Source organism: Castellaniella sp. FW104-7C03 (assembly GCF_040276085.1).
Lineage (GTDB): Bacteria > Pseudomonadota > Gammaproteobacteria > Burkholderiales > Burkholderiaceae_B > Castellaniella.
In genome coordinates, this window is the sequence record NZ_JBELOK010000004.1 from 123629 (window position 1) to 145889 (window position 22261).

The following is a 22261-nucleotide window of genomic DNA, read 5'->3' on the forward strand; positions in this document are numbered from 1 at the left end:
TTATGAGTATGTTGTTTGAGCGTATCGTTGGCACCGAGAATGTGTCAATGCGACAGAACCCTGCCTGCCGTTACGGAAGGCAGCGCTTCGAACGCCCACAAATGCGCGATCCACGGCGACTTATGGATGGGTATCCAGGCGTGTTTTACCGCAGAAGCGGAGGCAAAAGTGAAGCCAGCTTAAGTGCGCTGGCGCGTGCCACTGAGGCCGAGATAGCTTTCGAGCACCTGAGGATGATTGGCCAGCGACGCGGCATCCCCCTGAAGCACCACCGCACCAGTTTCCAGCACATAGCCGTAGTCGGCCACATGCAAGGCTGCACGTGCGTTTTGCTCGACCAGCAAAATGGATACCCCGGTACTGCGCAGCTGTGAGATGGTCTGGAAGATCTCACGCACCACCCGAGGCGCCAACCCCAGGCTGGGCTCATCCAGCATCAATAGCGACGGTCGGGCCATCAGTGCCCGTCCCAAGGCCAGCATCTGGCGCTCTCCGCCCGACAAGGTGCCGGCCGCCTGCCCGGCGCGCTCGTGCAAGCGCGGAAACAGGGCATACACATCATCCAGCGTGTCGCGCCAGCCCCGCACACCAGCCCGATGCAGGCGAAACCCGCCCAGCAGCAGGTTATCGTGCACAGACATGCTGGCAAACAGCTCACGGCGCTCGGGCACAAGCGTCAGCCCCAAGCCAACCCTTTGCTCGATATCCCAGCCCTGAACAGCCTGGCCCTGAAACAGAATCGATCCATGGCTCTGGCCTTTTGGAGGCAACGCTCCCATCAGGGCGTTGAGCAAGGTGGATTTTCCCGCCCCATTGGCGCCAATCACCGTGACAATCTGGCCCTTGCCCACTTGCAGGTCGGTGGGATCCAGTGCCGCCACTTTGCCATACTGCACCGTCAGGCCGGTGACCTGCAAAATTGAAGCATCCGGATGGTTCAAGGTTGTCTGATCCGTTAAGGGGGTCATGGGCGTACCCCCGCAGCAGGCGCCTTGGGCAAGCCACTCGACGTGTCCGGAGCTGCCAGGGTAGCGGCTGCCGTGGCTGGGTCTGAGCCGGCAGGCGCCCCCCAGGTTTCATCCAAGCCGCCCAGATAGGCCTCCAACACCGCCGGATTGCGCTGAATCTCGGACGGCACACCTTCGGCCAGCCGGGTGCCAAAATCCATCACCAGCAGGTGATCGGTCAGATTCATCACAAAATCCATGTCGTGTTCTACCAGCAGCAGGCTCATGCCCTCCTGGCTCAATTGCTTAAGCACTGCCGACAGTGCCTGTTTTTCTTGATAACGCAAGCCAGCCGCGGGCTCGTCGAGCAACAGCAAGGCGGGATCACCACACAGGGCACGCGCGATCTCAACAATGCGCTGACGGCCCAATGGCAGACTGCCCGCCGCGTGATCCATGACATCCCCCAAGCCCACGCGCTGCAGCTGTTGAGCAGCCTCGCGCAGCAACGAGGCCTCGCTGGCACGATCCAATCGCAATGCAGCCTTGGCGACGCCTGCCCGGCTGCGCAAGTGGGCGCCCAGTGCCACGTTATCGAGCACGGACATATCCGACAACAACTGGACATGCTGGAAGCTGCGCACCAGACCACGACGGGCAATCTCGTGCGCAGGCAGGCCGTCGATGGGCTGGCCCATAAAACGCACGTGGCCGCCACTGAGAGGCAACACCCCGCTGATGAGATTGAAAGTGGTACTTTTACCAGCCCCGTTGGGCCCGATCAGCCCCATGATCTCGCCGGCATTGAGATTAAAGCTGATATCGTTGACCGCCACCAGGCCGCCAAACTCTTTGCGTACCTGCTCGACTTCGAGCACCCGTTGTCCTGCTTCCGGCAATGATCGCTGTGGCAACGGGGCGGCATCCAGGTACCAGGGCGCAGGCTTGACTGCAGTTGCCTGATGGCGTCCCAGCCAGCGGCCCAGGCGGGCAATCACCGGCCATATGCCGTCGCGGGCAAATTGCAGCACCAGGATCATCAGCACCCCAAATGCAAGCAGCTCGAGGTTGACGCTGGTGCCCACCAGGGCTGGCAACACGTTTTGCAGCTGGTCTTTGATGATGAGAATGCTGGCCGCACCGGCCACAGCCCCCCACACGCTGCCTGCGCCACCCACCACCGCCATGAACAGGTATTCGATGCCATAACCCAGACCAAACGGGCTGGGGCTGACGGCACGTTGCATATGTGCATACAGCCAGCCCGACACACTGCCCAGCAAGGCAGCATAGACAAACACCACCACCTTGTAATGTGCCAGATCCACACCAAAGGACTCGGCCATGGAGCCACTGCGCAAAGCGCGGATGGCCCGCCCTGCCCGGGAATCCAGCAAATTATGAGTGGCCCATAAGGCCAGCAGCAGCACAAGCCAGATCAGCAGGTACATCGACTGGGTACTGCCCAGCGACCAGCCGGCAATCGACAGCGCCGGGATGCCTGCGATACCGTCGTAGCGGCCGAGAAAATCCAGATTGCCATACAGGTAATACAACGCCAGGCACCAGGCCAGCGTGCACAGCGGCAGGTAATGGCCCGACAAGCGCAGCGTGATGGCTCCCAGGCCATAGGCCACCAGGCAGGTAAGCAACAGGCCGGCCAACAGGCCCAGCCAGGGCGATACACCCATTGCCGTAGACAGCCAGGCTGTGCTGTAGGCCCCCAGGCCCACAAAGGCAGACTGGCCAAACGATGTCATGCCGCCCACACCCGTCATTAGCACCAGCCCCAGTACCACCAGGCTATAAAGCCCGATGTAGTTCATCTGGGTGATCCAGAACGGCGGCACTCCTGGCAGCCAGGGCAGGCATAACAGCACAGCTAGCGCCAGGGCCTGTATCCAGCGTCGCGACATGGCTCAGTCCTCCTCGTCGAGCTGAACACTGCCAAACGAGCGCCACAGCAGCACCGGGATAATCAGCGTAAACACGATCGCCTCTTTAAAGGGGCTGGCCCAAAATGAGGAAAAGGCCTCAAGCACACCCACAAACAGGGCCCCCGCAGCCGCGATGGGATAACTGACCAGCCCGCCAAAAATAGCGGCGACAAACCCCTTGAGCCCAATCAGGAAGCCGGTGTCATAGTAAATGGTGGTAATGGCGGCAATCAGCATGCCCGACAAGGCCCCGATGGCAGCCGCCAAGGTGAATGTCAGGCTGCCCGCCATGCGCGTGCTGATGCCCACCAACCGGGCCCCGCGCCGGTTGACGGCGGTGGCACGCAAGGCGCGGCCATACAGGGTACGGCCAAAAAACAGCCACAGCGCGGCAATCAGCGCAGCACAAAGCGCCAGCACAGCAAAGGTCTGTGCTGTCCATTGCACCGGGCCGATCTGGATGCTGCCCTCAAGCAGTGCCGGCGTACGCCAGCCTTCGGCGCCAAAAAAGATCAGGCCCAGGCCAGTCAGTGCAAAATGCACGGCCACTGAGATGATAAGCAGTACCAGTACGCTGGCCTGCTCTACGGGCTGATATACCAGGCGGTAAATCATCGGCCCCATGGGGATGACCAGCGCCAATGCAAACAACACCCGCACCAACAGCGGCACATCCGGCCCCGCCACCCAGGGCGACATCCACAACAGAACCAGCGGCAGCACCAGTGCCCAAAGCACGGTGCGACCCAACCCACGCCATTGCCCGGATCGCCAGGCCGAGAATGCCTCGACCAGCAATACCAGCCCCCCCAGCAGCACCAGCAAATAGGCTGTGCCAGGCACCTTGCCATTGGCCAGAAACGCCAGTGACAAGGCACCAAAGGTGACGAACTCACCCTGGGGAATAAAAATAACCCGGGTGACCAGGAACACCAGAACCAGCGCCAGCCCCAAAAGGGCATAAATGGCGCCGTTCAGGATGCCGTCCTGCAGGAGAATCAGGGCAATGGTTAAATCCATGACAGGTTTAGAGATTCGGCTGGTATGTCCACTTGCCATCAACCACCTTGACCATCACCCGGCCACGCGCATCCAGGCCAGCATGTTCGGTGGGGCTCATGGTGAAAATCCCCTGAGACGCCGGCAGCTCTTTGACTTGCTCGAGGGCGTCACGCAACGCTGAACGGAACTCTGGCGTCCCGGGCTTGGCACCGGTTTTCAGGGCACGCGGGATCGCATCCTGAATCAACTGGCCCGCATCCCACATATGTCCGCCAAAGGTGTTGGTAGACCCCACACCGTATTTGGCCTCGTAGGCTTTGACATACACCAGTGCGCTTTTCTTGACCGGATTGCTGTCAGGCAACTGGGCCGCCACCAGCAGGGGGCCGGCCGGCAGGATCATGCCTTCGCAGGCCTTGGCGCACACGCGCAACACATCGTTATTGGCCGCACCGTGTGTTTGATAGATCTGGCCCTTGTAGCCACGCTCGACCAGCTCGCGCTGGGGTAGTGCCACCGGCGTGCCGGACGCGGCAATCAGGATGCCATCAGGCTTGGCCGACAACAATTTGAGCACCTGCCCTGTGACACTGGTATCGGGCCGGGCGAAACGCTCGGCAGCCACCACTTTGATGCCCTTGGCTTGCGCGGCGACTTTCATTTCCTGCAGCCAGCCATCACCGTAGGCATCGCTAAAGCCGATGAAGCCAAGGGTTTTGATGTTTTGCTTGACCATGGCATCGGCCAGGGCCCCCGCCATCAGGGCATCGTTTTGGGGCGTCTTGAAGACCCATTTGCGCGGGCCGTCTACGGGCTGTACCAGCTTGGCGTTGGCGGCCACGCTGATCATGGGCGTACCGGTTTCGGCAGCCACATCCGACATGGCCAGGGAAGCAGGTGTCACGGAGGTGCCCAGCACCACATCCACGTGGTCCTCAGCCGTGAACTTGCGGATGTTTTTCACCGCCTGGGTGGTATCCGTGGCGTCGTCCAGCACGATGTATTCCACAGACTCGCCACCAATTTTGGTAGGCAGTAACGCCACTGTGTCTCGCTCGGGGATGCCCAAGGACGCCGCCGGCCCGGTGGCCGACACGGTAACCCCTACCTTGATTTGTGCTGACACGGCCAGTGGCAAGGCTGCCAGCAGGGCCGCTGCGCCCAGGGTGAGGCGAAAGGAACGTGCAAATGTCATGCTTGTCTCCGTGGAAGTTGGGCGGCGTCCGACACAAGCGGCATACTGCCCCGGTAATTTTTTGTTGCCGTGCAATTGAAGATTACAAAACCGGCCAATTTCGGCATGAATTATGATCGGCGGTCATATTATCGCAGGCTGCCGCAATTTGCTGCTCAATACAGCCCATGCAAACCCTGACAATCAAAATGCAACCTGGCGTGACTGCGGGGGACAAGCTTGAAAAACTCGTTTACTATAAGCAGCTTACAGGTTTAAACGTACATGGCTGTTTTTGTGGATAAAGATACACACACCGACGCCCATTGGCGCCAGCAGCTCTCGGCAGATGAGTTTGCCGTCACCCGCCTCAAGCACACTGAACGCCCCTTTACCGGCCGCTACTGGGACAACCAACAAGCCGGCACCTATGTGTGCGTGTGCTGCAACACCCCACTGTTTGTGTCCGACACCAAATTCGACGCAGGCTGCGGCTGGCCCAGCTATTTCGAGCCCGTCAGCCCCGACTGCATCCTCGAAGAACGCGACACCAGCCACGGCATGGTGCGCACTGAAACTTTGTGCGCCAACTGCGGTGCACACTTGGGGCACGTGTTTCCGGACGGCCCGCCGCCCACAGGCCGGCGTTATTGCATCAACTCTCTTTCTCTCAAGTTCATCCCGGCCGAATGAAAAAATTTCTCTTCGACCTTTTCCCGCTGATCCTGTTTTTTGTCGCATTCAAGTTTGCCGACATCTACGTGGCCACCGGGGCCGCCATGGCCGCAGCCATCGGCCAGATCCTATGGCTGCGGCTCACACACCGCGCCATCGAACCCACACACTGGATCAATCTGTCGGTGATCGTCATCTTTGGCGGCGCCACGCTGCTGTTTCACGACGACACCTTCATCAAATGGAAACCCACGGTGCTGTATTGGCTGTTTGCCGGTATTTTGCTGGGTGCACGCCTGTTTATGGGACGCAATCTGATGCGCCGTTTGATGGGCGATAAAGTTGCCCTGCCCGAGGCTGCCTGGAGCCGCCTGAACGACAGCTGGGCTGTATTCTTCATTGCTTCGGGCGCGCTTAATCTATACGTGGCGTTCTCGGGCCGTTTTACCGAAGCACAGTGGGTCAATTTCAAGGTGTTTGGCCTGATGATCCTGCTGCTGCTGTTTGTGGTGGTGCAGTCTGTCTGGCTGGGCCGCCACATTCAGGCCGATCACGCCTCGGGTAACGCCCAGGCCCCGACCAACAGCAACGACCCCACATGAGCCCCACCCTGCCTCTACCTGCGGCAGACACAGATCTCCCGCAGCTACTGCATCAGCGGCTGCAGGCATTAGCACCACAGGTGCTGAATCTGACCGACGAATCCCATCTGCATGCGGGCCACGCGGGCGCCAAAAACGGCGCACGGCACTTTCGCGTGCAAATCATGTCCAAACAATTTGAGGGGCTCGGAACCCTTGCGCGCCATCGGCTTGTGTATGATTGCGTGCGGGATCTGATGCCTCATCCGATTCATGCGCTGGCCATCGAGGCCGGCACCACCCCCAAAGAAGGACTTTCATGAAACGTATCGCTGTTGTCGCGCTGGCTTGCTCGCTGGCTTTACCCGTCTATGCCAAAGACCTCGTCACCGTCAACGGGCAGGGGATCTCTCAAGAAAAATTTGACCAATTTGTGAGCCTGCTGGTTACTCAAGGCGCCAAGGATTCACCCCAACTGCGTGATCAGGTAAAACAAGAGATGATCAACCGCCTGGTGGCCGTGCAAGCCGCCAAAAAGGCTGGTCTGGATAAAGACCCCGCCGTGAAGCAGGAAACTGAACTGGCCAGCCAAAGCATTTTGGTCCGTGCCCTGATGGCCAAGTACCTGAAAGACAATCCGGTAACCGAAGCTGATCTGCAAAAAGAGTACGACAGCATCAAGGCCGAACAAGCGGACCACAAAGAGTACAAGCTGCGCCACATCCTGGTAAAAGAAGAAGCCCAGGCCAAGGCCCTCATCAAATCCATCAAAGCTAAAAAGGTTACCTTTGAAGCTGCGGCCAAAAAGGATTCGATCGACACGGGCAGTGGTAAAAACGGCGGCGAACTTGGCTGGGGGCCCACCAGCAACTATGTTCCCGAGTTTGCCCAAGCAGTTGAAAGCATGAAAAAAGGCGACATCAGCAGTGAACCGGTGAAAACCCAGTTTGGCTGGCATATCATCCAGGTAGAGGATGTCCGTCCGGTGGCCTTCCCCTCATTTGAAGAAGCCAAGCCCCAGCTCGAAGAAATGATGCGCCAACAAGCGCTGTCCGGTTATCAGAAAGGCCTGATGAAAGACGCCAAGATCGAAGACGATAGCGCCGCCAAGTAAAGTTTCTGGTAACAGCAGTAAAAACAAGGGCCTCGCAAGAGGCCCTTGTTTTATTTACAAGCCGGCTGTATCAAGCCAGCTTTTCTGCAAACTGCACGAGACGGCGCGCCTGGTGGCCAATGGCCGCCTTGACGTCATCAGTAAACGGCTTGCCCTGTGTGTGGCTATAGCCGTAAGGGTTACCGCCTACCTTGAAAATAGAGGGGTCTGTAAACCCGGGGGCCACGACAATACTGCCCCAATGGCAAACAGTGGCGTAAAACGACAAAATAGTAGCCTCCTGGCCACCGTGATCGTTTTGCGCCGAGGACATTGCCGATATGGCCTTATTGGCCAGGCCGCCTTTGGCCCATAGACCACCAAGGGTATCAATAAAGGCACGCATCTGGCTGGCCATCACACCAAAACGCGTGGGGCACGAAAACAGATATGCATTGGCCCATTCCATATCGGCAGCCGTGGCGGCGGGCACATCGGCGGTTTTGTCGGCCTGGGCTTTCCAGGCTTCTTGGCCGGCCACTACCGCAGCAGGTGCGGTTTCGGGTGCTTTTATCAAGCGGACCTCCGCGCCTGCTGCACGCGCTGCTTCGGCTGCAATCGACGCCATCTGGTAATTGGTGCCATACGTAGAGTAATAAATAATCGCAAGACGAACGGACATAGGAGCTCCAAAAAAACAGTGACGCCCGCAAAGGCGTCACAGGCAGCGGCGCAATAATCTTTTGCGCCCCAAAAGCAGGCGGAAGATCAGGGCTTCACGATGAGGTTATTATGCACTGAAGTGACGCCTTTGACTCTACTGGCAATCGCTCCCGCACGATCTTTTTCGTTCTGGTCTTTGACAAAGCCAGACAGCTGAACAACACCGCCGTCCATGGTTTTGACGCTAATAGCCGTAGCGGAAGTCATGGGATCTTCGGCCAGCTTGGCCTTAACCTGCGCAGTTACCGCAGACCCATCGATATACTCTCCCATTGTTTCCTGATTGTTCGCAACCGAACAACCTGCCAGCATCACAGCCGATGCAGCCGAAAAGGCAGCGACCATCAAAGCGCGAGTGATTCTCATGGTTTTTAGCTCCTTGAAGTGTGCTTACATGTTACCCGTGACGCCTTTTATGATGGCTACCAGTTGCGACGTAGTCTCACCAAACTGTAACAACAGCATAAAACGATCTTAATTCTTCGATATTCAGCAGGAAATCACCACTCCGGCCTCAGACCCAAGTGCAGGCATGGCAGCACAAACTGCGTAGCGGGTTTTGCTCCGATGCGATACTATATTTATATAAGAAATATATTTATATCTTCGCGTAATATAGGAGTGCGTAATTATGCTGTTCCGTCAATTTTTCGACGTCACGTCCGGCACATATACCTATCTTCTGGCCAGCGCCGCCGGGCGTGAAGCTGTCCTCATCGACCCCGTCAAAGAACAAACCGAGCAATACATCCTTGCCATCCAGCAGCTCAATTTGCGCCTGGTGAAGGCCATCGATACCCATACCCATGCCGATCACATCACAGGCCTTGGCGATCTGCGCGAACTCACGGGATGCGTCACGTTGATGGGCGAATTTACAAAAGCCGAATGTGTTTCCGCGCACGTCAAAGACGGTGATCTGCTGGACATTGATGGCGTCAAGCTTAAGGCGCTGTACACCCCGGGCCATACCAACGAATCCTTCAGCTTTGTTCTTGACCCCGACACCCCCCGTGCCGTGTTTACGGGCGATGTCCTGCTGATTCGCGGCAGCGGCCGCACTGATTTCCAGAACGGCGACCCTGGCGCCTCGTGGGATTCGATCACCCAAAAGCTGTTTGCCCTGCCCGACCACACCACCGTGTACCCTGCCCACGATTACAAAGGCTGGACCGCCTCGTCGATTGGCGAAGAAAAGCGCTACAACCCACGCGTGGCCAACAAAACACGTGATGAATACATCAAAATCATGAACAGCCTCAACCTGCCTAACCCAAAAATGATGGACATTGCCGTACCCGCCAACCTGGTCTGCGGGCGACCTGCTTAGGTTCACCATGGAATGGCTCACCCTGGCCTTGTCCATCGCCTGCGGAGGGCTGGTGGGATTTTCGCTGGCACTCACTGGCGGAGGAGGCTCTACCCTGGCCGTCCCCCTTCTGCTGTATGTGGTGGGAATGGGGGATGTGCATCTGGCCATTGGCACGAGCGCACTGGCGGTGTCGCTTAACGCCTACGCCAACTTGATCCCGTACGCCCGAGCCGGCCACGTGCGCTGGAAACCCGCCATTATTTTTTCGGCGCTGGGCATTGTAGGGGCTTCAGTAGGGGCCGAGATCGGTCAGATGGTCAATGGCCAGCAACTGGTGGGCTTGTTTGCCGTACTGGTGCTGATTGTAGCAATGATGATGTTTAAGCCACGTGTCCAAGGGGCCGCTGGAGACACCGAGCCACCAGGGCGCTGGATGGCCCTGCGGTTATCGGGCACAGGCTTGGGCACCGGCGCTGTGGCAGGCTTCTTTGGCGTGGGCGGCGGCTTTCTGGTCGTGCCCGGCCTCATTTTTTCGGCACGCATGCCCATGATCGATGCCATCGGTACTTCCTTATTTGGTGTGGGCAGCTTTGGCCTGACCACCGGGCTTCACTACGCTTGGTCAGGCCTGATCGACTGGTCGGTGGCGGGTCTGTTTATTGCCGGCGGCATTGCCGGCGGCTGGGCCGGCGCCAGCGTGGCTGGCCGGCTGGCCAGCCGGCGTGGCGTACTGCACCAGATTTTTGCCGGTTTGCTTTTTACCGTGGGCATATACATGCTTGTACGCACTTACCTGCTGTAAGCCGGCACACACAAACACCAGACACCCAGGCCATGGTGTCTGGCGTATCGGCTCGCATACAGCCTGGGACTAGCGGTGTAAAATGCTGCCCCATCATGAGCCATACCCACACTTCCTTTCTGCGCGCCCCACACCCCGCCTGGGGCGTTGTTGTTTTTATCCTGATCGCCGTGATCGGCTTATATTTTGTGAAGTGGTCGCCCTACTACGACCGCAGCTTTGTCGCAGCCGAAACCCATTCGATCGGCGCCTCCATCCTGGCAGGTGCTGATGGCGCTGTGCCCGCGGCCTCTTGGCAAGCGGCCCTGGACTACGCCATCCGCTACGGCAAAGCCATCTGGCAAGCCATGTTGCTGGGCTTGTTGTTGGGGTCAGCCCTGCAAGCCCTGTTGCCCTCGCAGTGGATACGCCGCTGCCTGGGTGGCCTGGGCATGGGCAGTGTTGTGGCCGGTGGCCTGCTGGCCATCCCCAGCATGATGTGCACCTGCTGCTCGGCCCCTGTGGTGGCTGGGATGCGCCGTTGCCAGGCAGGCCCTGGCAGCACGGTTGCCTGGTGGTTGGGCAACACCATGCTGAACCCCGCTACCCTGGTATTCATGGGTTTTGTGCTGGGCTGGCATTGGGCCGGCTTACGCCTGGTACTGGGGCTGGCCATGGTACTGGGCCTTGGATGGCTGCTTAACCGCATCAACCAAGGGGCGGATCGGCCACAGATGGAAGACGCCCTGGCTGTTGCGCCAGACGAGCCCGAACCATCGATGCGCGCCGGAGCCATTCTGCAACGCTGGGTACGGTTGTTTACCGGCATGGCACTGCGTCTGCTGCCCGAGTACCTGATTCTGGTGCTGCTGCTGGGCGCCGCCCGCGCCTGGCTGTTTCCGGTGATCGACATCAGCGTGGACAACAGCCTCTTGTGGATCGTGGGCGCGGCCGTTGTCGGCATGCTGTTTGTGATCCCCACCGCAGGCGAAGTACCCATGGTGCAAGCCATGCTGTCCCTGGGCGTGGCCGCCGGCCCCGCCGCAGCCCTGCTGATGACTCTACCGCCCGTCAGCCTGCCCTCGCTGGCGATGGTGGCCAAGGCGTTCAAACCCAAAGAGCTGGCTGCATTGATGGCCAGCGTAGTGGGCTTTGGCGTGCTGGCTGCAGGGATTGCAATTGGACTGGGGTTCTGAGGAGGCAGCAAGAGCTGCCAAGCCAGACGGGCAGCGACGCGCGCCCCCCGACTATCCTGATCATATCGCGGGTTGAATTCGGCCAGATCAGCCAGGCGCAGTTTGCCGCTGGCCAGGGTAGCAATCAGCAGCGATCCGGTACGCGATCCAGATCCAGAATGGGGCCGCTAGGCACGATGCCATTAGGGTTGATGGTGGGATGGCTACGGTAGTAGTGCTGCTTGATGTGATCGAAATCAACCGTCCCGGCCACACCTGCCCACTGGTAGAGCATCCGGGTGTAGCGCCATAGATTTTCGTAATCAGACAGGCGCTTCAGGTTGCACTTGAAGTGGCCGTGGTACACCGAGTCAAAGCGAATCAGCGTGGTAAACAGGCGCCAGTCAGCCTCGGTGACGCGATCACCCACCAGATAGCGCTGCTGCCCCAACCTGGTTTCAAGCTCATCCAGGCAAGCAAACAGCTTTTGGACTTCCTGCTCGTACACCTTCTGGTCTGTCGCAAAACCCACCTTGTAGACGCCATTGTTGACGGCATCATAGATGTGCGCATTGATAGCATCGATTTGCGGCAGCAACTCTGCCGGGGCGTAATCGCCTTCGGTGGCACAGACACCATCAAACGCAGAATTGAACATGCGAATAATTTCAGAGGATTCGTTATTGACGATGGTGTTGCGCTGCAAATCCCACAACACCGGGACAGTCACCCTCCCACTGTAACCCTCCTGGGCGCGCTGATAAACCTCATATAAGTAGTGTGCTTGCCCCACGGGATCAGCCACGACACCCGGAGCGGGCTCAAACGTCCAGCCGTGGTCTCCCATGTACGGATTGACAACCGACACGCCAATCATTTTCTGCAAGCCTTTAAGCGCACGAAAAATCAAAGTGCGATGCGCCCAGGGGCACGCCAGCGACACATATAAATGATAACGGCCGGGTTCAGCCCTGAAGCCACCCGTGCCAGTCGGGCCAGCGCTGCCATCAGGCGTCACCCAGTTGCGAAACTGTGCATCACTGCGTACGAAACGCCCGCCTGTACTGGCGGTGTCGTACCACTGGTCATGCCATTTTCCGTCTACGAGAAGTCCCATGTCAGCCCCTTATGAGTGAGGCGCCGCGAGGGCGCCTCTTTTGATGCATCTGATGCCTGGAAGTCGCTGCTGTGCTGACCGCCAATGGCGGCTTTGATTCATCCAGCACAGGGCTGCTTCCGGTGTTCGCCTGCCGCCTTACGCAGGATAGTTATCCGGGAAGAGTTGGTTCAGGCGTTGGCCACTTTGACCAACCATAATGTTACCGGTACGAATCGCTTCGGAGAGTTCTGCCTGAACTTGCGTGCGGCTCTTGCTGGCAACATGTTGTGCAGGATAGTTTTCCGGGAACAGCTGGTTCAAGCGTTCGCCACTTTGACCAACCATAATATTGCCGGTGCGGATGGCTTCTGCAAGTTCAGCTTCAACTTGTGCGCGGGTCTTTTCAGCAACATGTTGTGCGGGGTAATTATCGGGGTAAAGTTCATTCAGCTTGTATGCGCCTTCACCCACTGCATAGTTACCGGTGCTGATGGCCTGTGCCAGTTCGGCCTTGACCTGGTCGCGGGTGACGGGAGCGTTGTCGGCAGCCATGGCTTGGCCGGCAAACACGGTCGAGAAGGCAAGGGCAATTGCAGAAATTTGAGTGCGTGTCATGATAAGTTCCTCTACATCAATAAGTTATGTGTATCAAACGAAATACCTTTGAATGGCTTCGGCAAGTGATTTATTGCGTTAGCTCGTCGATGTGGTAACTTTAAAACTTCCTGATAAATGAATAAATACAAAAATTCAGAATTAACTATTCTGAATTAAGCAATAATAAGGTTGCCCATATAAGGGAGAACACTATGGACCATTTGATTTCCATGCGGGTTTTTGAAAAGGTGGCCGACGAGGGTGGCTTTGCAGCAGCAGCCCGCGCGATGGACATCTCGCCGCCAGCGGTAACGCGTATGGTGGCCGAGCTTGAAACGCACCTTGGCACGCGTCTTTTCCAGCGCACCACCAGGCAGGTATCCCTGACAGAAGCCGGCCAGGCGTATCTGGCCCGCGTACGGCATATTTTGCAAGATATCGACGAGGCCGACGCTCTTGCCAGCGAGCACACCAACAAGCTGCCAGGCCGATTGCGCGTACACGCACAACCTGTACTGGCCAGCTATGTGATTGCCCCTCTGCTGTCGGCATTTCACCAGCGTTACCCTGATATCGTGGTTGATGTGGAAGTAGAGACGCACAGAGCCCCGTCCATCGAAGACTACGACATCACCTTGCTGGGAACCGATGTCAATTTTGATGCGGATATCGTCGCTCGAAAAATCATTGCGTCCGATGTCATCCTGGTCGCCTCACCGACCTATGTGGCGCGCAAGGGGATGCCGGCAACCCCCAAGGACCTGGTAAACCACGATTGCCTGCGTCTCAAGCGTATCGACGGGCCACTGCGTGCCTGGCGCATGTGGCAGGAATCAAGCCCTGATCAAGTCATCGAGCCCAATATCGATCCGGTGCTTATCGCAAACCACACCGATACATTGCTTCGCGCCGCAGTCGACGGGGCAGGCATCACGTCGATCGCACTGGATATCGCAGCCCCCTACCTAACCAACGGCACCCTGGTCCGGGTCTTGAATCCGTGGGTGACCGGCCGGCTGGCCATGTATGCCGCCCTACCCAGTCGCAAGTTCATCCCACAACGTTCGCGGGTGTTCCTGGAATATCTGGTAGAACACACCCGCGAGCAAAACGGAAAAGCCCTGAGCGTGTGTGCGGCGTGCTAATGTTCTGCCATGACCCACGATTACACCAGCCCTCACGCGTCTGTCAGCGATATCGTTTCCCACATCCCTTATTTTCGTGATGTGCCGGCGGCCGTGCAGCAGAGTGTGGCGCAGCACGCACATGTCGTACATGCAAAACGCGATGCCGTGATCGTGCGTCGTGGCGAGCCGTGCAATGGTGTACATATTGTGGTGCTAGGCCGCGTCAAACTGTGCTGCGAGTCTGCGTCGGGGCTCGAACGCGTCATGCGTATTGTTGGTGCCGACGACAGCTTTGGCGAAGCGCTGGCGACGCTGGGACGCCCCTACGTGGTGTCGGCAGAAGCTTTATGCGATACCGACTTGCTCTATGTGCCGGCACACGTCCTGATGACACAAATGGCGGCCAGCGCAGCACTGGCCGAGCAACTGGTGCGCAGCCTGGCGCAGCACTACTACATGCTGATGGGTGACGTCAGCGCCTATACCGTGCATACCGGGCACCAACGCCTCATCGGCTACTTGCTGCGCGAAGCCCAAGCGCACCAGGGCACTTCGTTTCGATTATCTGTCCCAAAGGGGGTTGTGGCGTCCAGGCTCAACCTCACACCCCAGCATTTTTCGCGTATCTTGCACGACCTCATCGAACGCGAACTGATTTCGGTGCAGGGGCGCGATTTTACGGTTCTCGACGAACCAGGCCTGCGCGCGTACCAGAACCTGTCGGCGTCCTGAGCGGGCCGGCAATCAGGCGCAAGACAAGCAAAACCAATATCAGGCTTGCACCCGCCAACAGCCCCTGGCCGGTGATTTGTTGTGCATCCAGAAGATAGCTGGTGCATAGGCGCACAGGCGCGGCCAGATACAACCAGCCGGTACGAAATAGGGTGGCAATCCACTCCACCAGAAACACCCCCCGCACGATGAACCCTGCCTGTGGCCAGCTGAGCGCACACGGCAGGCCCAGCAGCAAGGGCACACCAAGAAATTTGGCCAGGATACCCAATGGCTGGTTAATGGCGGCATCAAGCGCAACAGGCAACATCCAGACAGTCATCATCAGGCTGGCCAGCAGCAGGCCGCTGATGCCTTGGAAGTTCCAGGGTGCCAGGCAGCGGCTGACCTTGCCCGGAAGCGCCTGGCCCAGTTGCCAGCCCACCCAGGCCAGCAAAGGCAGTTGCACCAGCATATGCAAGGCCATGTCGGCCTCAAGCCAGCGACGGCAGGCCGGCACCCCAAGGCCGATCCAGACCACAAGGCCAAGCAGCAGGCGCCCCGCTTTCTTGTGCCCTGCCATCATGAGCACGCAAGAAGCAACGCACGGGTATCTGTCATGCAGCAGCGGCATATCCCGGCCTCTCCTAAGACTGCACAGGCGGCACATGAGCCTGAACATAGCGGGCGACCGCTTGGGGGTCATCCCAGTTCAGGATGGCAACCAGCTGCCCCTGAGGGTTGACCAGGTTGAAGGCCGCATTGTGCTCGTAACCACCAAGGCCGTTGGGGATTGCCTGGACGCCAAAGGTTTGCAACAAGGTTTGCAAATCGGTGGCGTTGGACGGCCGTGCAGCAAACCAGCCATCCAGAGCGCCACCATAGCGCTGCTGGTAGTGCCTCAGGGCCTCCGGGGAGTCGCGTTGTGGGTCGAAGCTGATACTAAGCAGACGCACCTGGCGGGACTCGATACGACGTTGCAGCAACGTGTGCAGCAGGGCAAAGCCACTCCCCTGCACCGAACATACTGTTGTGCAGCGTGTGTACATGAACCCCACCACCAGCCACGCACCACGAAAATCTGTCAGACCGAGCGTCTCGTGGTTGGCAGCCTGCAAGCGGACACCAGGTACCGGGCGCGGGGCCTGACCCACGCTCAGGCGGAGCGCACTCTCGGTGGTATAGGTTTGAAACCCATGGGTGGTGGTGGCCAGCAGACCCACCCCCAATGCGATGATCGCTACACTGGCCCCACAGGTTCTCAGGACAGACATGACGCCCCCATCAGGCGGTTGGTTTCCTGAGCAAACCCAGAGTGATACGGCTCGCGAAGTAGAGAATCGATATCACAACCAGGCTGGCCCCGATGGCACCCACTCCGTCGCTGGCTGTCCAGCTGGCCCAGTGTTCGGCCATCCGCCGGGCAACGCCCGATTGCCCGCCATACAGAAAAGCCAGCACAAAGATCAGGGCGCCCACGAAAAAGAGCGGAAAGCCGAGTTGATCGGCCGCAGACCGGACAGGCGCCTGCCCAAGGCGGCCAATCTCGTGATACATGAGTGCCAACACCATGGGCAGCATGCCAAGCAACATGTAGAAATGAAAGTGCCCAGGTACCCACAAAGTGTTGTGCATCACGGCATTGACGCGGATCGTACCGTCCATGATGGCGGGCACCACACCGGCCGCCCAGCCAAACATGGCCAGAATCAGCAGCATCGAGGGCATGCTCCAGCGGATATTGGAGCGGTACAAGTTAACCAACGCGCCATACACGGTGATGACAAACACCGGAAACCCGCCAACCCACGAGGCAATCTGCCCCATGACAGCCACCCAGCGCGGCTGTGCAAAATCCATGAACAGATGGTGCGGGAACACGACAATGACGTATAGCGCCGTCACCAGCCATGCCCAGATAAAGGGGCGCGACACCACATAAGGCTTGCCGGTGTAGCGTGGCAGAAGCTCGTAAACAGCAATGACGCCCATATAGATGGTGGCATTGGCATACATATGGCCAAACCAATAGATCAGGTTTTTAGCCAACAAGGCATTGAGCACCACATCCGGGTAAATCAGGTTGACCAATGTCATGAACAGGGCAACTTCACCTGCGATGATGCCCAATGAGTTGGCGATAATGACACCTGCGCTGGCAATCACCGCTTTAGGATGGTTGGGGTCGACGGTGCCACCAAACAGCCATTGCCAGCCCATCGCCTTGCCCAGCCCTCCGTAATGGTGCACGATGCCTGCCGCAGCATCAAGGTAAAACAACAGAGAGCCAAAGCCGATGAGGATATAACCCACCACATAAAGCTCGGACGCACCGCTTGACCACAGGCCCATGCTTTTGGCGGGCAGTGGGTAAAGGAAGGTCCAGAGTGCGCCGTAGCCACCAACAAAAATGGATAGCACGATGCATAGGGCACCCGCCACAAAGAGGGCGTAGTTGGTGAAGAACACCCACAAATGCAAGGTGACATACTTACGTAGGAAATACCACATCACCGCAGTGGTGGCCAGGGATGCAATGCCTATCATGCCGGTGCCATGCATGGACAGCAGTTGGTAAAACAGCGGCGCAGAGAGACTGATCCACTGCGCTTCATTGAGGCGCATGGTCAGCCCCAGCAGCATGAACAACAAAATAGCGATGATCGACGTGATCATGTACAGGTTGAAGCTCAGGCGCGAGGGTGTATCGAGCGTTTCATCGGTTGGATACAAGGTAAGCGTTGCCATGATCAGTGTTCTCCTGCCGCATCGACGGTAATCGTGGTTTTCATGAAGCCGTGTCCGACACCGCAATACTCAAGGCACTGCACTGTATATGCACCTGCCTTCTCAAACTGGTACAGAAGCTTGTTGGTAAACCCCGGCATCGCCTGGGTTTGCGCCACGATGTTGCCATCGGGGCCATAAATGGCGAAATCATGATTGACATCTTTGCTGGTGACACGAAACTCGACCACCTGGCCGATCTGCACTTTGGTGGGCTGCATAGTCCATCCCCACATGAAGCCCTCTACATCGACGACTTGATCTGCCTGCAGGGCCTGATGTTGTTGCGGGATGGGAAAATGCCGCAAGGTAAGCCAAGTGCCTAAAACAAACCCCACCACCAGAGTGCCAAAGAACCAGGCCTGGATCACGTGGGCCGTATGGGCGGCCTGCCGGGTTTCTTGTGCATTGGCCACCCTGCGGGCCTGGCTGATGACAAAAATAAAAATTAGCGCTACGGCGGCAATGCCCAGCAGCGCTAACGGCCAAACAACATTTTGAACAGTCACGATGATCCTCTCCGTCTTTACAAAGGGTTCTTTGCCAAGTCGAGCGGGCAGCCGTAGGCCGGCCGAAGCATCGGAAAGATGGCGGGGAAGGCGTGGGGTGAGGTCTGTCTCCGTCGACCGTCCGTTTGCGTGGCCGTTTAGGGGTGTCGGCCCGACAGACTTGGATTGGTGACTGATTGTATGAACGCGTGCAAGATATTGATTGAACACAAGTTCAAGTTTGTGATACGTATTTAAAGCCTGAGAGGCCACATATCATCCAGGCTTCCACGAAAATGGAGAACTTGGCAGAGGTGAATCCGGGCGAGGTTATCTCCGCGAGATCTCGCACACCCCTACCGTCCACCCGTCATTCCACTCCTTTCACCGGAAAATCCAGACGAAATGTGATGCTTCCGTCGCCGTGCGCTTCAGCTCGCGCGCGGCCGCCATGGATGTCCATGATGGCGACAACGATGGCAAGGCCCAGGCCGTTGGATTCTGCCGGAAGGCTGCGAGAGGCATCCCCGCGATAAAAGCGCCTGAACATGCGGTCAGCTTCCTCCTGGCTGACAGGAGAACAATGATTCTCGACCGCGACTGAAAATCCTTCCGGGCCGGAGCGTGCCGTCAAGCTGATGAGGGTGCCAGCCACTCCATAGCGGATGGCATTGATGACAAGGTTGTTGACAGCACGCTGGAACATCACAGGATCTGCATGGCCAATGCCGCTGGCCTCGATCAGGAATGACATACTCCGCTCATCAGCCAGACCTTCAAAATATTCGGCGATTTTTTCCAGCTCTTGGGAAAGCACGATGGGCCGACAGCGAGACGTGACGGCGGTGTGATCCGCGCGCGAGAGGAAAAGGATATTTTCCACAATGTGCGCGATGCGCGTCAGCTCTTCAAGGTTGGATATGAGCAATGCTTCGTAGTCGGCGACGCCCCGGGGTTGCGCCAGCGCCACCTGGGTTTGCCCCATCAAGGTATTCACCGGAGTACGTATCTCATGGGCGAGGTCGGACGAAAACTGGGAGAGGTGCTCATAGCCCGCTTGCACACGATCCAGCATGGCGTTGTACGAATGTGCAAGCTGGCGAAGCTCGGAAGGGATGTTTTCTTCCGGCAAGCGTACGGTGAGGTTGGTGGGTGACACCTGCCGCGCACGATTCGTCATCACTCGCAGTGGGCTTAAGCCACGCCTCAACAGTAAAAACCCAAGCAAAGAAGTAAATAGCGCGGTAAGTACGATGGCCCCCATCACACGCAGCCTGTAGGCTGCCAGCATGCGTGATTCTTGAGTCAATACATAGGCGGCCGTGATTTTGACAGTGCCCGCCCGGCCCCCAACTTCGGCAAGCGCCGAAACCCAACGTACACCAACCCCGTCAGCACGTATCCCGACGTGCAACGCCTCAATGCCTACGTTCTGATCCACGGGAACGGGCACCAGGGGAGGCACGGCCATGTGGTCGGGATTGACGTAGATGAACGGCTTCTCCCCCACGCGCTGAAAGATGCGCACATCCTGCTCGTTGCCCAACATGCTCTCGAAAAGCTCAGGACGTTCTTCCATCTGCCGTACGTTATATAGATCCTGCAGCAGGGTACGAAAGCGCTCGATCCTGCCGATCAGGCTGTAATCTGCCCGTGTTTCCAACGCCTGCTTTGCCGATGCGTACAAATAAAAGCCAAGTGCGGAGACAACAATGCAAGAGATGATCGCAAAACCAATGGCCGCGCGTGCCGTCAGAGATTGTGGTGCACGACACTTCATGGATGCTCGGCAAGCATATAGCCGATGCTGCGAACCGTCTGTATCAGTTTTTGCTCGAAGGGCGCATCCACTTTGGCACGCAGGCGCTTGATCGCAACATCCACCACATTGGTGTCGCTGTCGAAATTCATATCCCAAACCTGGGAAGCAATGATCGTGCGTGGCAGGGCTTCTCCCTGTCGGCACAAAAGCAGGTGCAGAAGCATGAATTCTTTGTTCGTCAGTGCAATCGTGATGCCCCCTCGAACAACTTTACGCCGAACCGGATCCAGCTCCAGGTCGGCCAGCTTCAAGGTGTCGGGTTCACGGTTCACACGACGACGAAGCAGTGTCTGTACGCGTAGAACCAACTCGGTAAACGAAAACGGCTTCACCAGGTAGTCATCCGCACCAAGCCTCAATCCATGGATGCGATCCTCGACCAGGTCGCGTGCCGTGAGGAAGATCACAGGCACGTCCGAAGACTGCCGCACCTCCTCCATGACCTGCCAACCGTCTTTCCCCAGCAGCATCACATCGAGGATCAGAAGTTCGTAATACTGCTCGCGGACGAGGTGCAGGCCATCGATGCCGTTACGAGCCAGATCCACATGGTGACCTGCCTCGGTCAGGCCTTTTTGCAGATAATTGCCCGTTTTCATATCGTCTTCAATCACGAGGATGGCCATAAGCAAGTCTCTATCGAGAAAGCGCTATTTTATAAGCCCAGGCCCATAAGCCCAGGTTTGTGGATCCAGGCCGTACTCTCTAGCCAGCGGCATATGCAAGACACCATCCCTTTGGGCTGATAGCACCTGCGACGACCAGGCAGGTGCCGGGCGAGTCGCCCGTTGGCCCGGGGATGAAGTTGGCACAGTTTGCACAGAAAGACGCACCGTCAGGATAATCCTGATACCTGACCACAGTTTTACTGGCTTTTCCCGAGACCTCTGCTGCAAATGAGCGGGAATTACCCAATAGCGCCGTCAGCGGAAGCGCTGCGGCCGTGCCCGTGGCCAACGCCAGTTTGTGGAGTGCCTGACGGCGTGGAATGATACGAGGAGGTGTGTTTCGCATAAGGATCCCGTTTCAGTGACGGGGCTGCGTTACAAGGCACCGTCGCCCTACGATTCAAAATGATTAGTCGTTGCCCACAACGGAGATCCAGAACGGTACTTGGCCCGTAATGGCTGCTTGCTTGGCAACCGTCAGCGTGCCGACATCGATAACGGCAATCCTGTTGGTACCAGTAACCGATGCGTAGATCCAGCGCCCGTCTGCGCTGGCCCGAACACCATGCGGCCCCTGCCCCACATCAATACGCTTGATGACCTTCTTGGTCTTGGGATCGATGACATCGACGACGTGGTCTGCGATTGCACCCGCGACGACATACCTGCCATCTGGCGTGACGTCGATGCCACCATGGCCCAACCCCACCGGAATCACCGCTTCTACTTTGCGTGAGGCGATATCCACCGCAGCAACTTTACCGACAAAATCACGCACCCACAGTGTTTTCTCGTCTGCTGAAAGGTCGAGATTGTGAGGCCCTTTAATGCCCGGCACGGCGATTTCACCGATTTTCTTCAGTGAAGCCATATCCACGACCGCCACGCCGCTTCCACCTTGCAAGGTGACATACGCAATCCGGCTATCGCGAGTGAACCGGATGTTATGAGGTGTTTTGCCCACGATGATCGTCCTGACCAGCTTCCTGGTTTTCAGATCGATAATCGAGACGGTCCCCTCGCCGGCAGCGACAGCCATGCCCCAACGCCCGTCAGGACTGATGGCGACACCTTGGGGTACTTTGCCGATTTTATAAGTGGCAAGCTTCTTGCCGCTCTGCGCGTCCAATAAATAGGCTTCTGGCTGATCTTTGCTGCTCACCATCAGCCATTTGCCATCGGCCAAAATGGCATCGTAGTGGGCAGTGGGCAGGCCCTCGATGGTTTTTGAGGTTGCCATTTCTTCGACACCGTTGGCTTTGGTGAGCGTGGTGTAAACAGGCTGTGGAAAAAACTCAGAGGACGTCGCCGCCTGCACGCACGCAACCGTCGTGGAGAGTGCAATGGCAAGGCCCAAGTGATAAGGGAACCAACGAAAACGGACAGATGAGGCATGCTGTTGATTGTTCAATTTCATTGAAACTCCTGAAGATAGTTGGCGCGACGGATCCAGCGGTATCACTGGTGCGTCATGCCTTTGCATCTTAGGATTCGCCTTCTGTCCGCAGAGTGACATTCTGATGACAGATTTGTCATGAAAACACAGCCATTCGGTGCAGCAA

25 protein-coding genes and 1 pseudogene are annotated in these 22261 nt (G+C 57.8%); 9 read left to right on the plus strand and 17 right to left on the minus strand.

Annotation, left to right across the window (positions count from 1 at the left end; genetic code table 11):
• Positions 1-179 precede the first annotated feature (179 nt).
• From ABS758_RS06090 to ABS758_RS06105, 4 genes are read right to left on the minus strand one after another with little or no spacing between them, the layout of a single operon-like run.
• The gene (locus ABS758_RS06090; protein WP_350381934.1) at positions 180-968 is read right to left on the minus strand and encodes an ABC transporter ATP-binding protein; all 789 of its coding nucleotides are present in this window, start codon (positions 966-968) and stop codon (positions 180-182) included.
• A complete protein-coding gene (locus ABS758_RS06095) occupies positions 965-2863 on the minus strand; it encodes a branched-chain amino acid ABC transporter ATP-binding protein/permease (protein WP_350381933.1) in 1899 nt (632 codons plus the stop codon). Before ABS758_RS06095 ends, ABS758_RS06090 begins: the two co-directional genes overlap by 4 nt.
• Before the next feature lie 3 nt (positions 2864-2866).
• Complete coding sequence (locus ABS758_RS06100) at positions 2867-3904, minus strand: branched-chain amino acid ABC transporter permease (RefSeq protein ID WP_350381931.1); 1038 nt, start codon at positions 3902-3904, stop codon at positions 2867-2869.
• 7 nt (positions 3905-3911) lie between these two features.
• Positions 3912-5081: an ABC transporter substrate-binding protein gene (locus ABS758_RS06105; RefSeq protein ID WP_350381930.1), complete on the minus strand. Its 1170-nt coding sequence runs from the start codon at positions 5079-5081 to the stop codon at positions 3912-3914.
• A 264-nt stretch (positions 5082-5345) separates the two neighbouring features.
• Between ABS758_RS06105 and msrB the strand changes: the two genes are divergently transcribed.
• From msrB to ABS758_RS06125, 4 genes are read left to right on the plus strand one after another with little or no spacing between them, the layout of a single operon-like run.
• Positions 5346-5753 carry a peptide-methionine (R)-S-oxide reductase MsrB gene (gene msrB, locus ABS758_RS06110; RefSeq protein ID WP_417252333.1) on the plus strand — a complete coding sequence of 136 codons (408 nt, stop codon included), beginning with the start codon at positions 5346-5348 and terminating at the stop codon, positions 5751-5753.
• Entirely contained in the window at positions 5750-6337 is a 588-nt protein-coding gene (locus tag ABS758_RS06115; RefSeq protein WP_350381929.1) for a septation protein A, read from the plus strand. The genes msrB and ABS758_RS06115 overlap by 4 nt, the downstream gene beginning before the upstream one ends.
• Positions 6334-6639, plus strand: coding sequence for a BolA family protein (locus ABS758_RS06120; protein WP_350381928.1), 306 nt, complete (start codon positions 6334-6336; stop codon positions 6637-6639). The genes ABS758_RS06115 and ABS758_RS06120 overlap by 4 nt, the downstream gene beginning before the upstream one ends.
• Positions 6636-7430, plus strand: a complete 795-nt coding sequence (locus ABS758_RS06125; RefSeq protein WP_350381926.1) for a peptidylprolyl isomerase — start codon at positions 6636-6638, stop codon at positions 7428-7430. The genes ABS758_RS06120 and ABS758_RS06125 overlap by 4 nt, the downstream gene beginning before the upstream one ends.
• 70 nt (positions 7431-7500) lie before the next feature.
• Here ABS758_RS06125 and wrbA read toward each other — a convergent pair whose 3' ends face one another.
• Both wrbA and ABS758_RS06135 read right to left on the minus strand, forming a co-directional pair.
• Complete coding sequence (wrbA, locus tag ABS758_RS06130; RefSeq protein ID WP_350381925.1) at positions 7501-8091, minus strand: NAD(P)H:quinone oxidoreductase; 591 nt, start codon at positions 8089-8091, stop codon at positions 7501-7503.
• An 86-nt stretch (positions 8092-8177) separates the two neighbouring features.
• A complete protein-coding gene (locus ABS758_RS06135) occupies positions 8178-8498 on the minus strand; it encodes a BON domain-containing protein (RefSeq protein ID WP_350381923.1) in 321 nt (106 codons plus the stop codon).
• Between the two features lie 265 nt (positions 8499-8763).
• Here ABS758_RS06135 and ABS758_RS06140 point away from each other — a divergent pair, with 265 nt between their 5' ends.
• The 3 genes from ABS758_RS06140 (at position 8764) to ABS758_RS06150 (ending at position 11421) form a co-directional block, all read left to right on the plus strand.
• Positions 8764-9462 carry an MBL fold metallo-hydrolase gene (locus tag ABS758_RS06140; protein WP_350381922.1) on the plus strand — a complete coding sequence of 233 codons (699 nt, stop codon included), beginning with the start codon at positions 8764-8766 and terminating at the stop codon, positions 9460-9462.
• Between the two features lie 7 nt (positions 9463-9469).
• Entirely contained in the window at positions 9470-10246 is a 777-nt protein-coding gene (locus ABS758_RS06145; protein WP_350381921.1) for a sulfite exporter TauE/SafE family protein, read from the plus strand.
• 95 nt (positions 10247-10341) lie between these two features.
• Positions 10342-11421, plus strand: coding sequence for a permease (locus ABS758_RS06150; protein ID WP_350381919.1), 1080 nt, complete (start codon positions 10342-10344; stop codon positions 11419-11421).
• Between the two features lie 8 nt (positions 11422-11429).
• Here the strand turns inward: ABS758_RS06150 and ABS758_RS06155 are convergent.
• From ABS758_RS06155 to ABS758_RS06165, 3 genes and pseudogenes are all read right to left on the minus strand, one after another.
• A pseudogene (locus tag ABS758_RS06155) lies at positions 11430-11537 on the minus strand (arginase family protein); the annotation flags it as partial.
• An 8-nt stretch (positions 11538-11545) separates the two neighbouring features.
• The gene (locus tag ABS758_RS06160) at positions 11546-12517 is read right to left on the minus strand and encodes a glutathione S-transferase family protein (protein WP_350381917.1); all 972 of its coding nucleotides are present in this window, start codon (positions 12515-12517) and stop codon (positions 11546-11548) included.
• 138 nt (positions 12518-12655) lie between these two features.
• Positions 12656-13114 carry a DUF4148 domain-containing protein gene (locus tag ABS758_RS06165; protein WP_350381916.1) on the minus strand — a complete coding sequence of 153 codons (459 nt, stop codon included), beginning with the start codon at positions 13112-13114 and terminating at the stop codon, positions 12656-12658.
• 194 nt (positions 13115-13308) lie between these two features.
• Here ABS758_RS06165 and ABS758_RS06170 point away from each other — a divergent pair, with 194 nt between their 5' ends.
• Both ABS758_RS06170 and ABS758_RS06175 read left to right on the plus strand, forming a co-directional pair.
• On the plus strand, positions 13309-14241 hold the full coding sequence (locus tag ABS758_RS06170) for a LysR family transcriptional regulator (RefSeq protein WP_350381915.1): 933 nt from the start codon (positions 13309-13311) through the stop codon (positions 14239-14241).
• Positions 14242-14250: 9 nt separating this feature from the next.
• Positions 14251-14955 carry a Crp/Fnr family transcriptional regulator gene (locus tag ABS758_RS06175; RefSeq protein ID WP_350381914.1) on the plus strand — a complete coding sequence of 235 codons (705 nt, stop codon included), beginning with the start codon at positions 14251-14253 and terminating at the stop codon, positions 14953-14955.
• Here ABS758_RS06175 and ABS758_RS06180 read toward each other — a convergent pair.
• The 8 genes from ABS758_RS06180 to ABS758_RS06215 form a co-directional block, all read right to left on the minus strand.
• Positions 14900-15568, minus strand: coding sequence for a hypothetical protein (locus ABS758_RS06180; protein WP_350381913.1), 669 nt, complete (start codon positions 15566-15568; stop codon positions 14900-14902). The genes ABS758_RS06175 and ABS758_RS06180 overlap by 56 nt on opposite strands.
• Positions 15569-15581: 13 nt before the next feature.
• Positions 15582-16208, minus strand: a complete 627-nt coding sequence (locus tag ABS758_RS06185) for an SCO family protein (protein ID WP_350381912.1) — start codon at positions 16206-16208, stop codon at positions 15582-15584.
• Positions 16209-16218: 10 nt separating this feature from the next.
• A complete protein-coding gene (locus ABS758_RS06190; RefSeq protein WP_350381911.1) occupies positions 16219-17682 on the minus strand; it encodes a cbb3-type cytochrome c oxidase subunit I in 1464 nt (487 codons plus the stop codon).
• Between the two features lie 2 nt (positions 17683-17684).
• On the minus strand, positions 17685-18230 hold the full coding sequence (locus tag ABS758_RS06195) for a cupredoxin domain-containing protein (RefSeq protein WP_350381910.1): 546 nt from the start codon (positions 18228-18230) through the stop codon (positions 17685-17687).
• A 349-nt stretch (positions 18231-18579) separates the two neighbouring features.
• Positions 18580-19989, minus strand: a complete 1410-nt coding sequence (locus ABS758_RS06200; RefSeq protein WP_350381909.1) for a heavy metal sensor histidine kinase — start codon at positions 19987-19989, stop codon at positions 18580-18582.
• The gene (locus ABS758_RS06205) at positions 19986-20657 is read right to left on the minus strand and encodes a heavy metal response regulator transcription factor (protein ID WP_350381907.1); all 672 of its coding nucleotides are present in this window, start codon (positions 20655-20657) and stop codon (positions 19986-19988) included. The genes ABS758_RS06200 and ABS758_RS06205 overlap by 4 nt, the downstream gene beginning before the upstream one ends.
• A 79-nt stretch (positions 20658-20736) precedes the next feature.
• The gene (locus ABS758_RS06210; protein ID WP_350381906.1) at positions 20737-21045 is read right to left on the minus strand and encodes a high-potential iron-sulfur protein; all 309 of its coding nucleotides are present in this window, start codon (positions 21043-21045) and stop codon (positions 20737-20739) included.
• A gap of 63 nt (positions 21046-21108) precedes the next feature.
• Positions 21109-22116 carry a YncE family protein gene (locus ABS758_RS06215; protein ID WP_350381905.1) on the minus strand — a complete coding sequence of 336 codons (1008 nt, stop codon included), beginning with the start codon at positions 22114-22116 and terminating at the stop codon, positions 21109-21111.
• Between the last annotated feature and the right edge of the window lie 145 nt (positions 22117-22261).

What these genes read in the sequence shown, in the direction of transcription:
- ABS758_RS06185 (WP_350381912.1), bottom strand. Translation starts at nt 16,208, where the DNA reads ATGTCTGTCCTGAGAACCTGTGGGGCCAGTGTAGCGATCATCGCATTG.
- msrB (WP_417252333.1), top strand. Translation starts at nt 5,346, where the DNA reads ATGGCTGTTTTTGTGGATAAAGATACACACACCGACGCCCATTGGCGC.
- ABS758_RS06210 (WP_350381906.1), bottom strand. Translation starts at nt 21,045, where the DNA reads ATGCGAAACACACCTCCTCGTATCATTCCACGCCGTCAGGCACTCCAC.
- ABS758_RS06200 (WP_350381909.1), bottom strand. Translation starts at nt 19,989, where the DNA reads ATGAAGTGTCGTGCACCACAATCTCTGACGGCACGCGCGGCCATTGGT.
- ABS758_RS06115 (WP_350381929.1), top strand. Translation starts at nt 5,750, where the DNA reads ATGAAAAAATTTCTCTTCGACCTTTTCCCGCTGATCCTGTTTTTTGTC.
- ABS758_RS06090 (WP_350381934.1), bottom strand. Translation starts at nt 968, where the DNA reads ATGACCCCCTTAACGGATCAGACAACCTTGAACCATCCGGATGCTTCA.
- ABS758_RS06180 (WP_350381913.1), bottom strand. Translation starts at nt 15,568, where the DNA reads ATGCCGCTGCTGCATGACAGATACCCGTGCGTTGCTTCTTGCGTGCTC.
- ABS758_RS06135 (WP_350381923.1), bottom strand. Translation starts at nt 8,498, where the DNA reads ATGAGAATCACTCGCGCTTTGATGGTCGCTGCCTTTTCGGCTGCATCG.
- ABS758_RS06095 (WP_350381933.1), bottom strand. Translation starts at nt 2,863, where the DNA reads ATGTCGCGACGCTGGATACAGGCCCTGGCGCTAGCTGTGCTGTTATGC.
- ABS758_RS06165 (WP_350381916.1), bottom strand. Translation starts at nt 13,114, where the DNA reads ATGACACGCACTCAAATTTCTGCAATTGCCCTTGCCTTCTCGACCGTG.
- ABS758_RS06105 (WP_350381930.1), bottom strand. Translation starts at nt 5,081, where the DNA reads ATGACATTTGCACGTTCCTTTCGCCTCACCCTGGGCGCAGCGGCCCTG.
- ABS758_RS06120 (WP_350381928.1), top strand. Translation starts at nt 6,334, where the DNA reads ATGAGCCCCACCCTGCCTCTACCTGCGGCAGACACAGATCTCCCGCAG.
- wrbA (WP_350381925.1), bottom strand. Translation starts at nt 8,091, where the DNA reads ATGTCCGTTCGTCTTGCGATTATTTATTACTCTACGTATGGCACCAAT.
- ABS758_RS06175 (WP_350381914.1), top strand. Translation starts at nt 14,251, where the DNA reads ATGACCCACGATTACACCAGCCCTCACGCGTCTGTCAGCGATATCGTT.
- ABS758_RS06170 (WP_350381915.1), top strand. Translation starts at nt 13,309, where the DNA reads ATGGACCATTTGATTTCCATGCGGGTTTTTGAAAAGGTGGCCGACGAG.
- ABS758_RS06160 (WP_350381917.1), bottom strand. Translation starts at nt 12,517, where the DNA reads ATGGGACTTCTCGTAGACGGAAAATGGCATGACCAGTGGTACGACACC.
- ABS758_RS06190 (WP_350381911.1), bottom strand. Translation starts at nt 17,682, where the DNA reads ATGGCAACGCTTACCTTGTATCCAACCGATGAAACGCTCGATACACCC.
- ABS758_RS06140 (WP_350381922.1), top strand. Translation starts at nt 8,764, where the DNA reads ATGCTGTTCCGTCAATTTTTCGACGTCACGTCCGGCACATATACCTAT.
- ABS758_RS06215 (WP_350381905.1), bottom strand. Translation starts at nt 22,116, where the DNA reads ATGAAATTGAACAATCAACAGCATGCCTCATCTGTCCGTTTTCGTTGG.
- ABS758_RS06145 (WP_350381921.1), top strand. Translation starts at nt 9,470, where the DNA reads ATGGAATGGCTCACCCTGGCCTTGTCCATCGCCTGCGGAGGGCTGGTG.
- ABS758_RS06205 (WP_350381907.1), bottom strand. Translation starts at nt 20,657, where the DNA reads ATGGCCATCCTCGTGATTGAAGACGATATGAAAACGGGCAATTATCTG.
- ABS758_RS06150 (WP_350381919.1), top strand. Translation starts at nt 10,342, where the DNA reads ATGAGCCATACCCACACTTCCTTTCTGCGCGCCCCACACCCCGCCTGG.
- ABS758_RS06100 (WP_350381931.1), bottom strand. Translation starts at nt 3,904, where the DNA reads ATGGATTTAACCATTGCCCTGATTCTCCTGCAGGACGGCATCCTGAAC.
- ABS758_RS06125 (WP_350381926.1), top strand. Translation starts at nt 6,636, where the DNA reads ATGAAACGTATCGCTGTTGTCGCGCTGGCTTGCTCGCTGGCTTTACCC.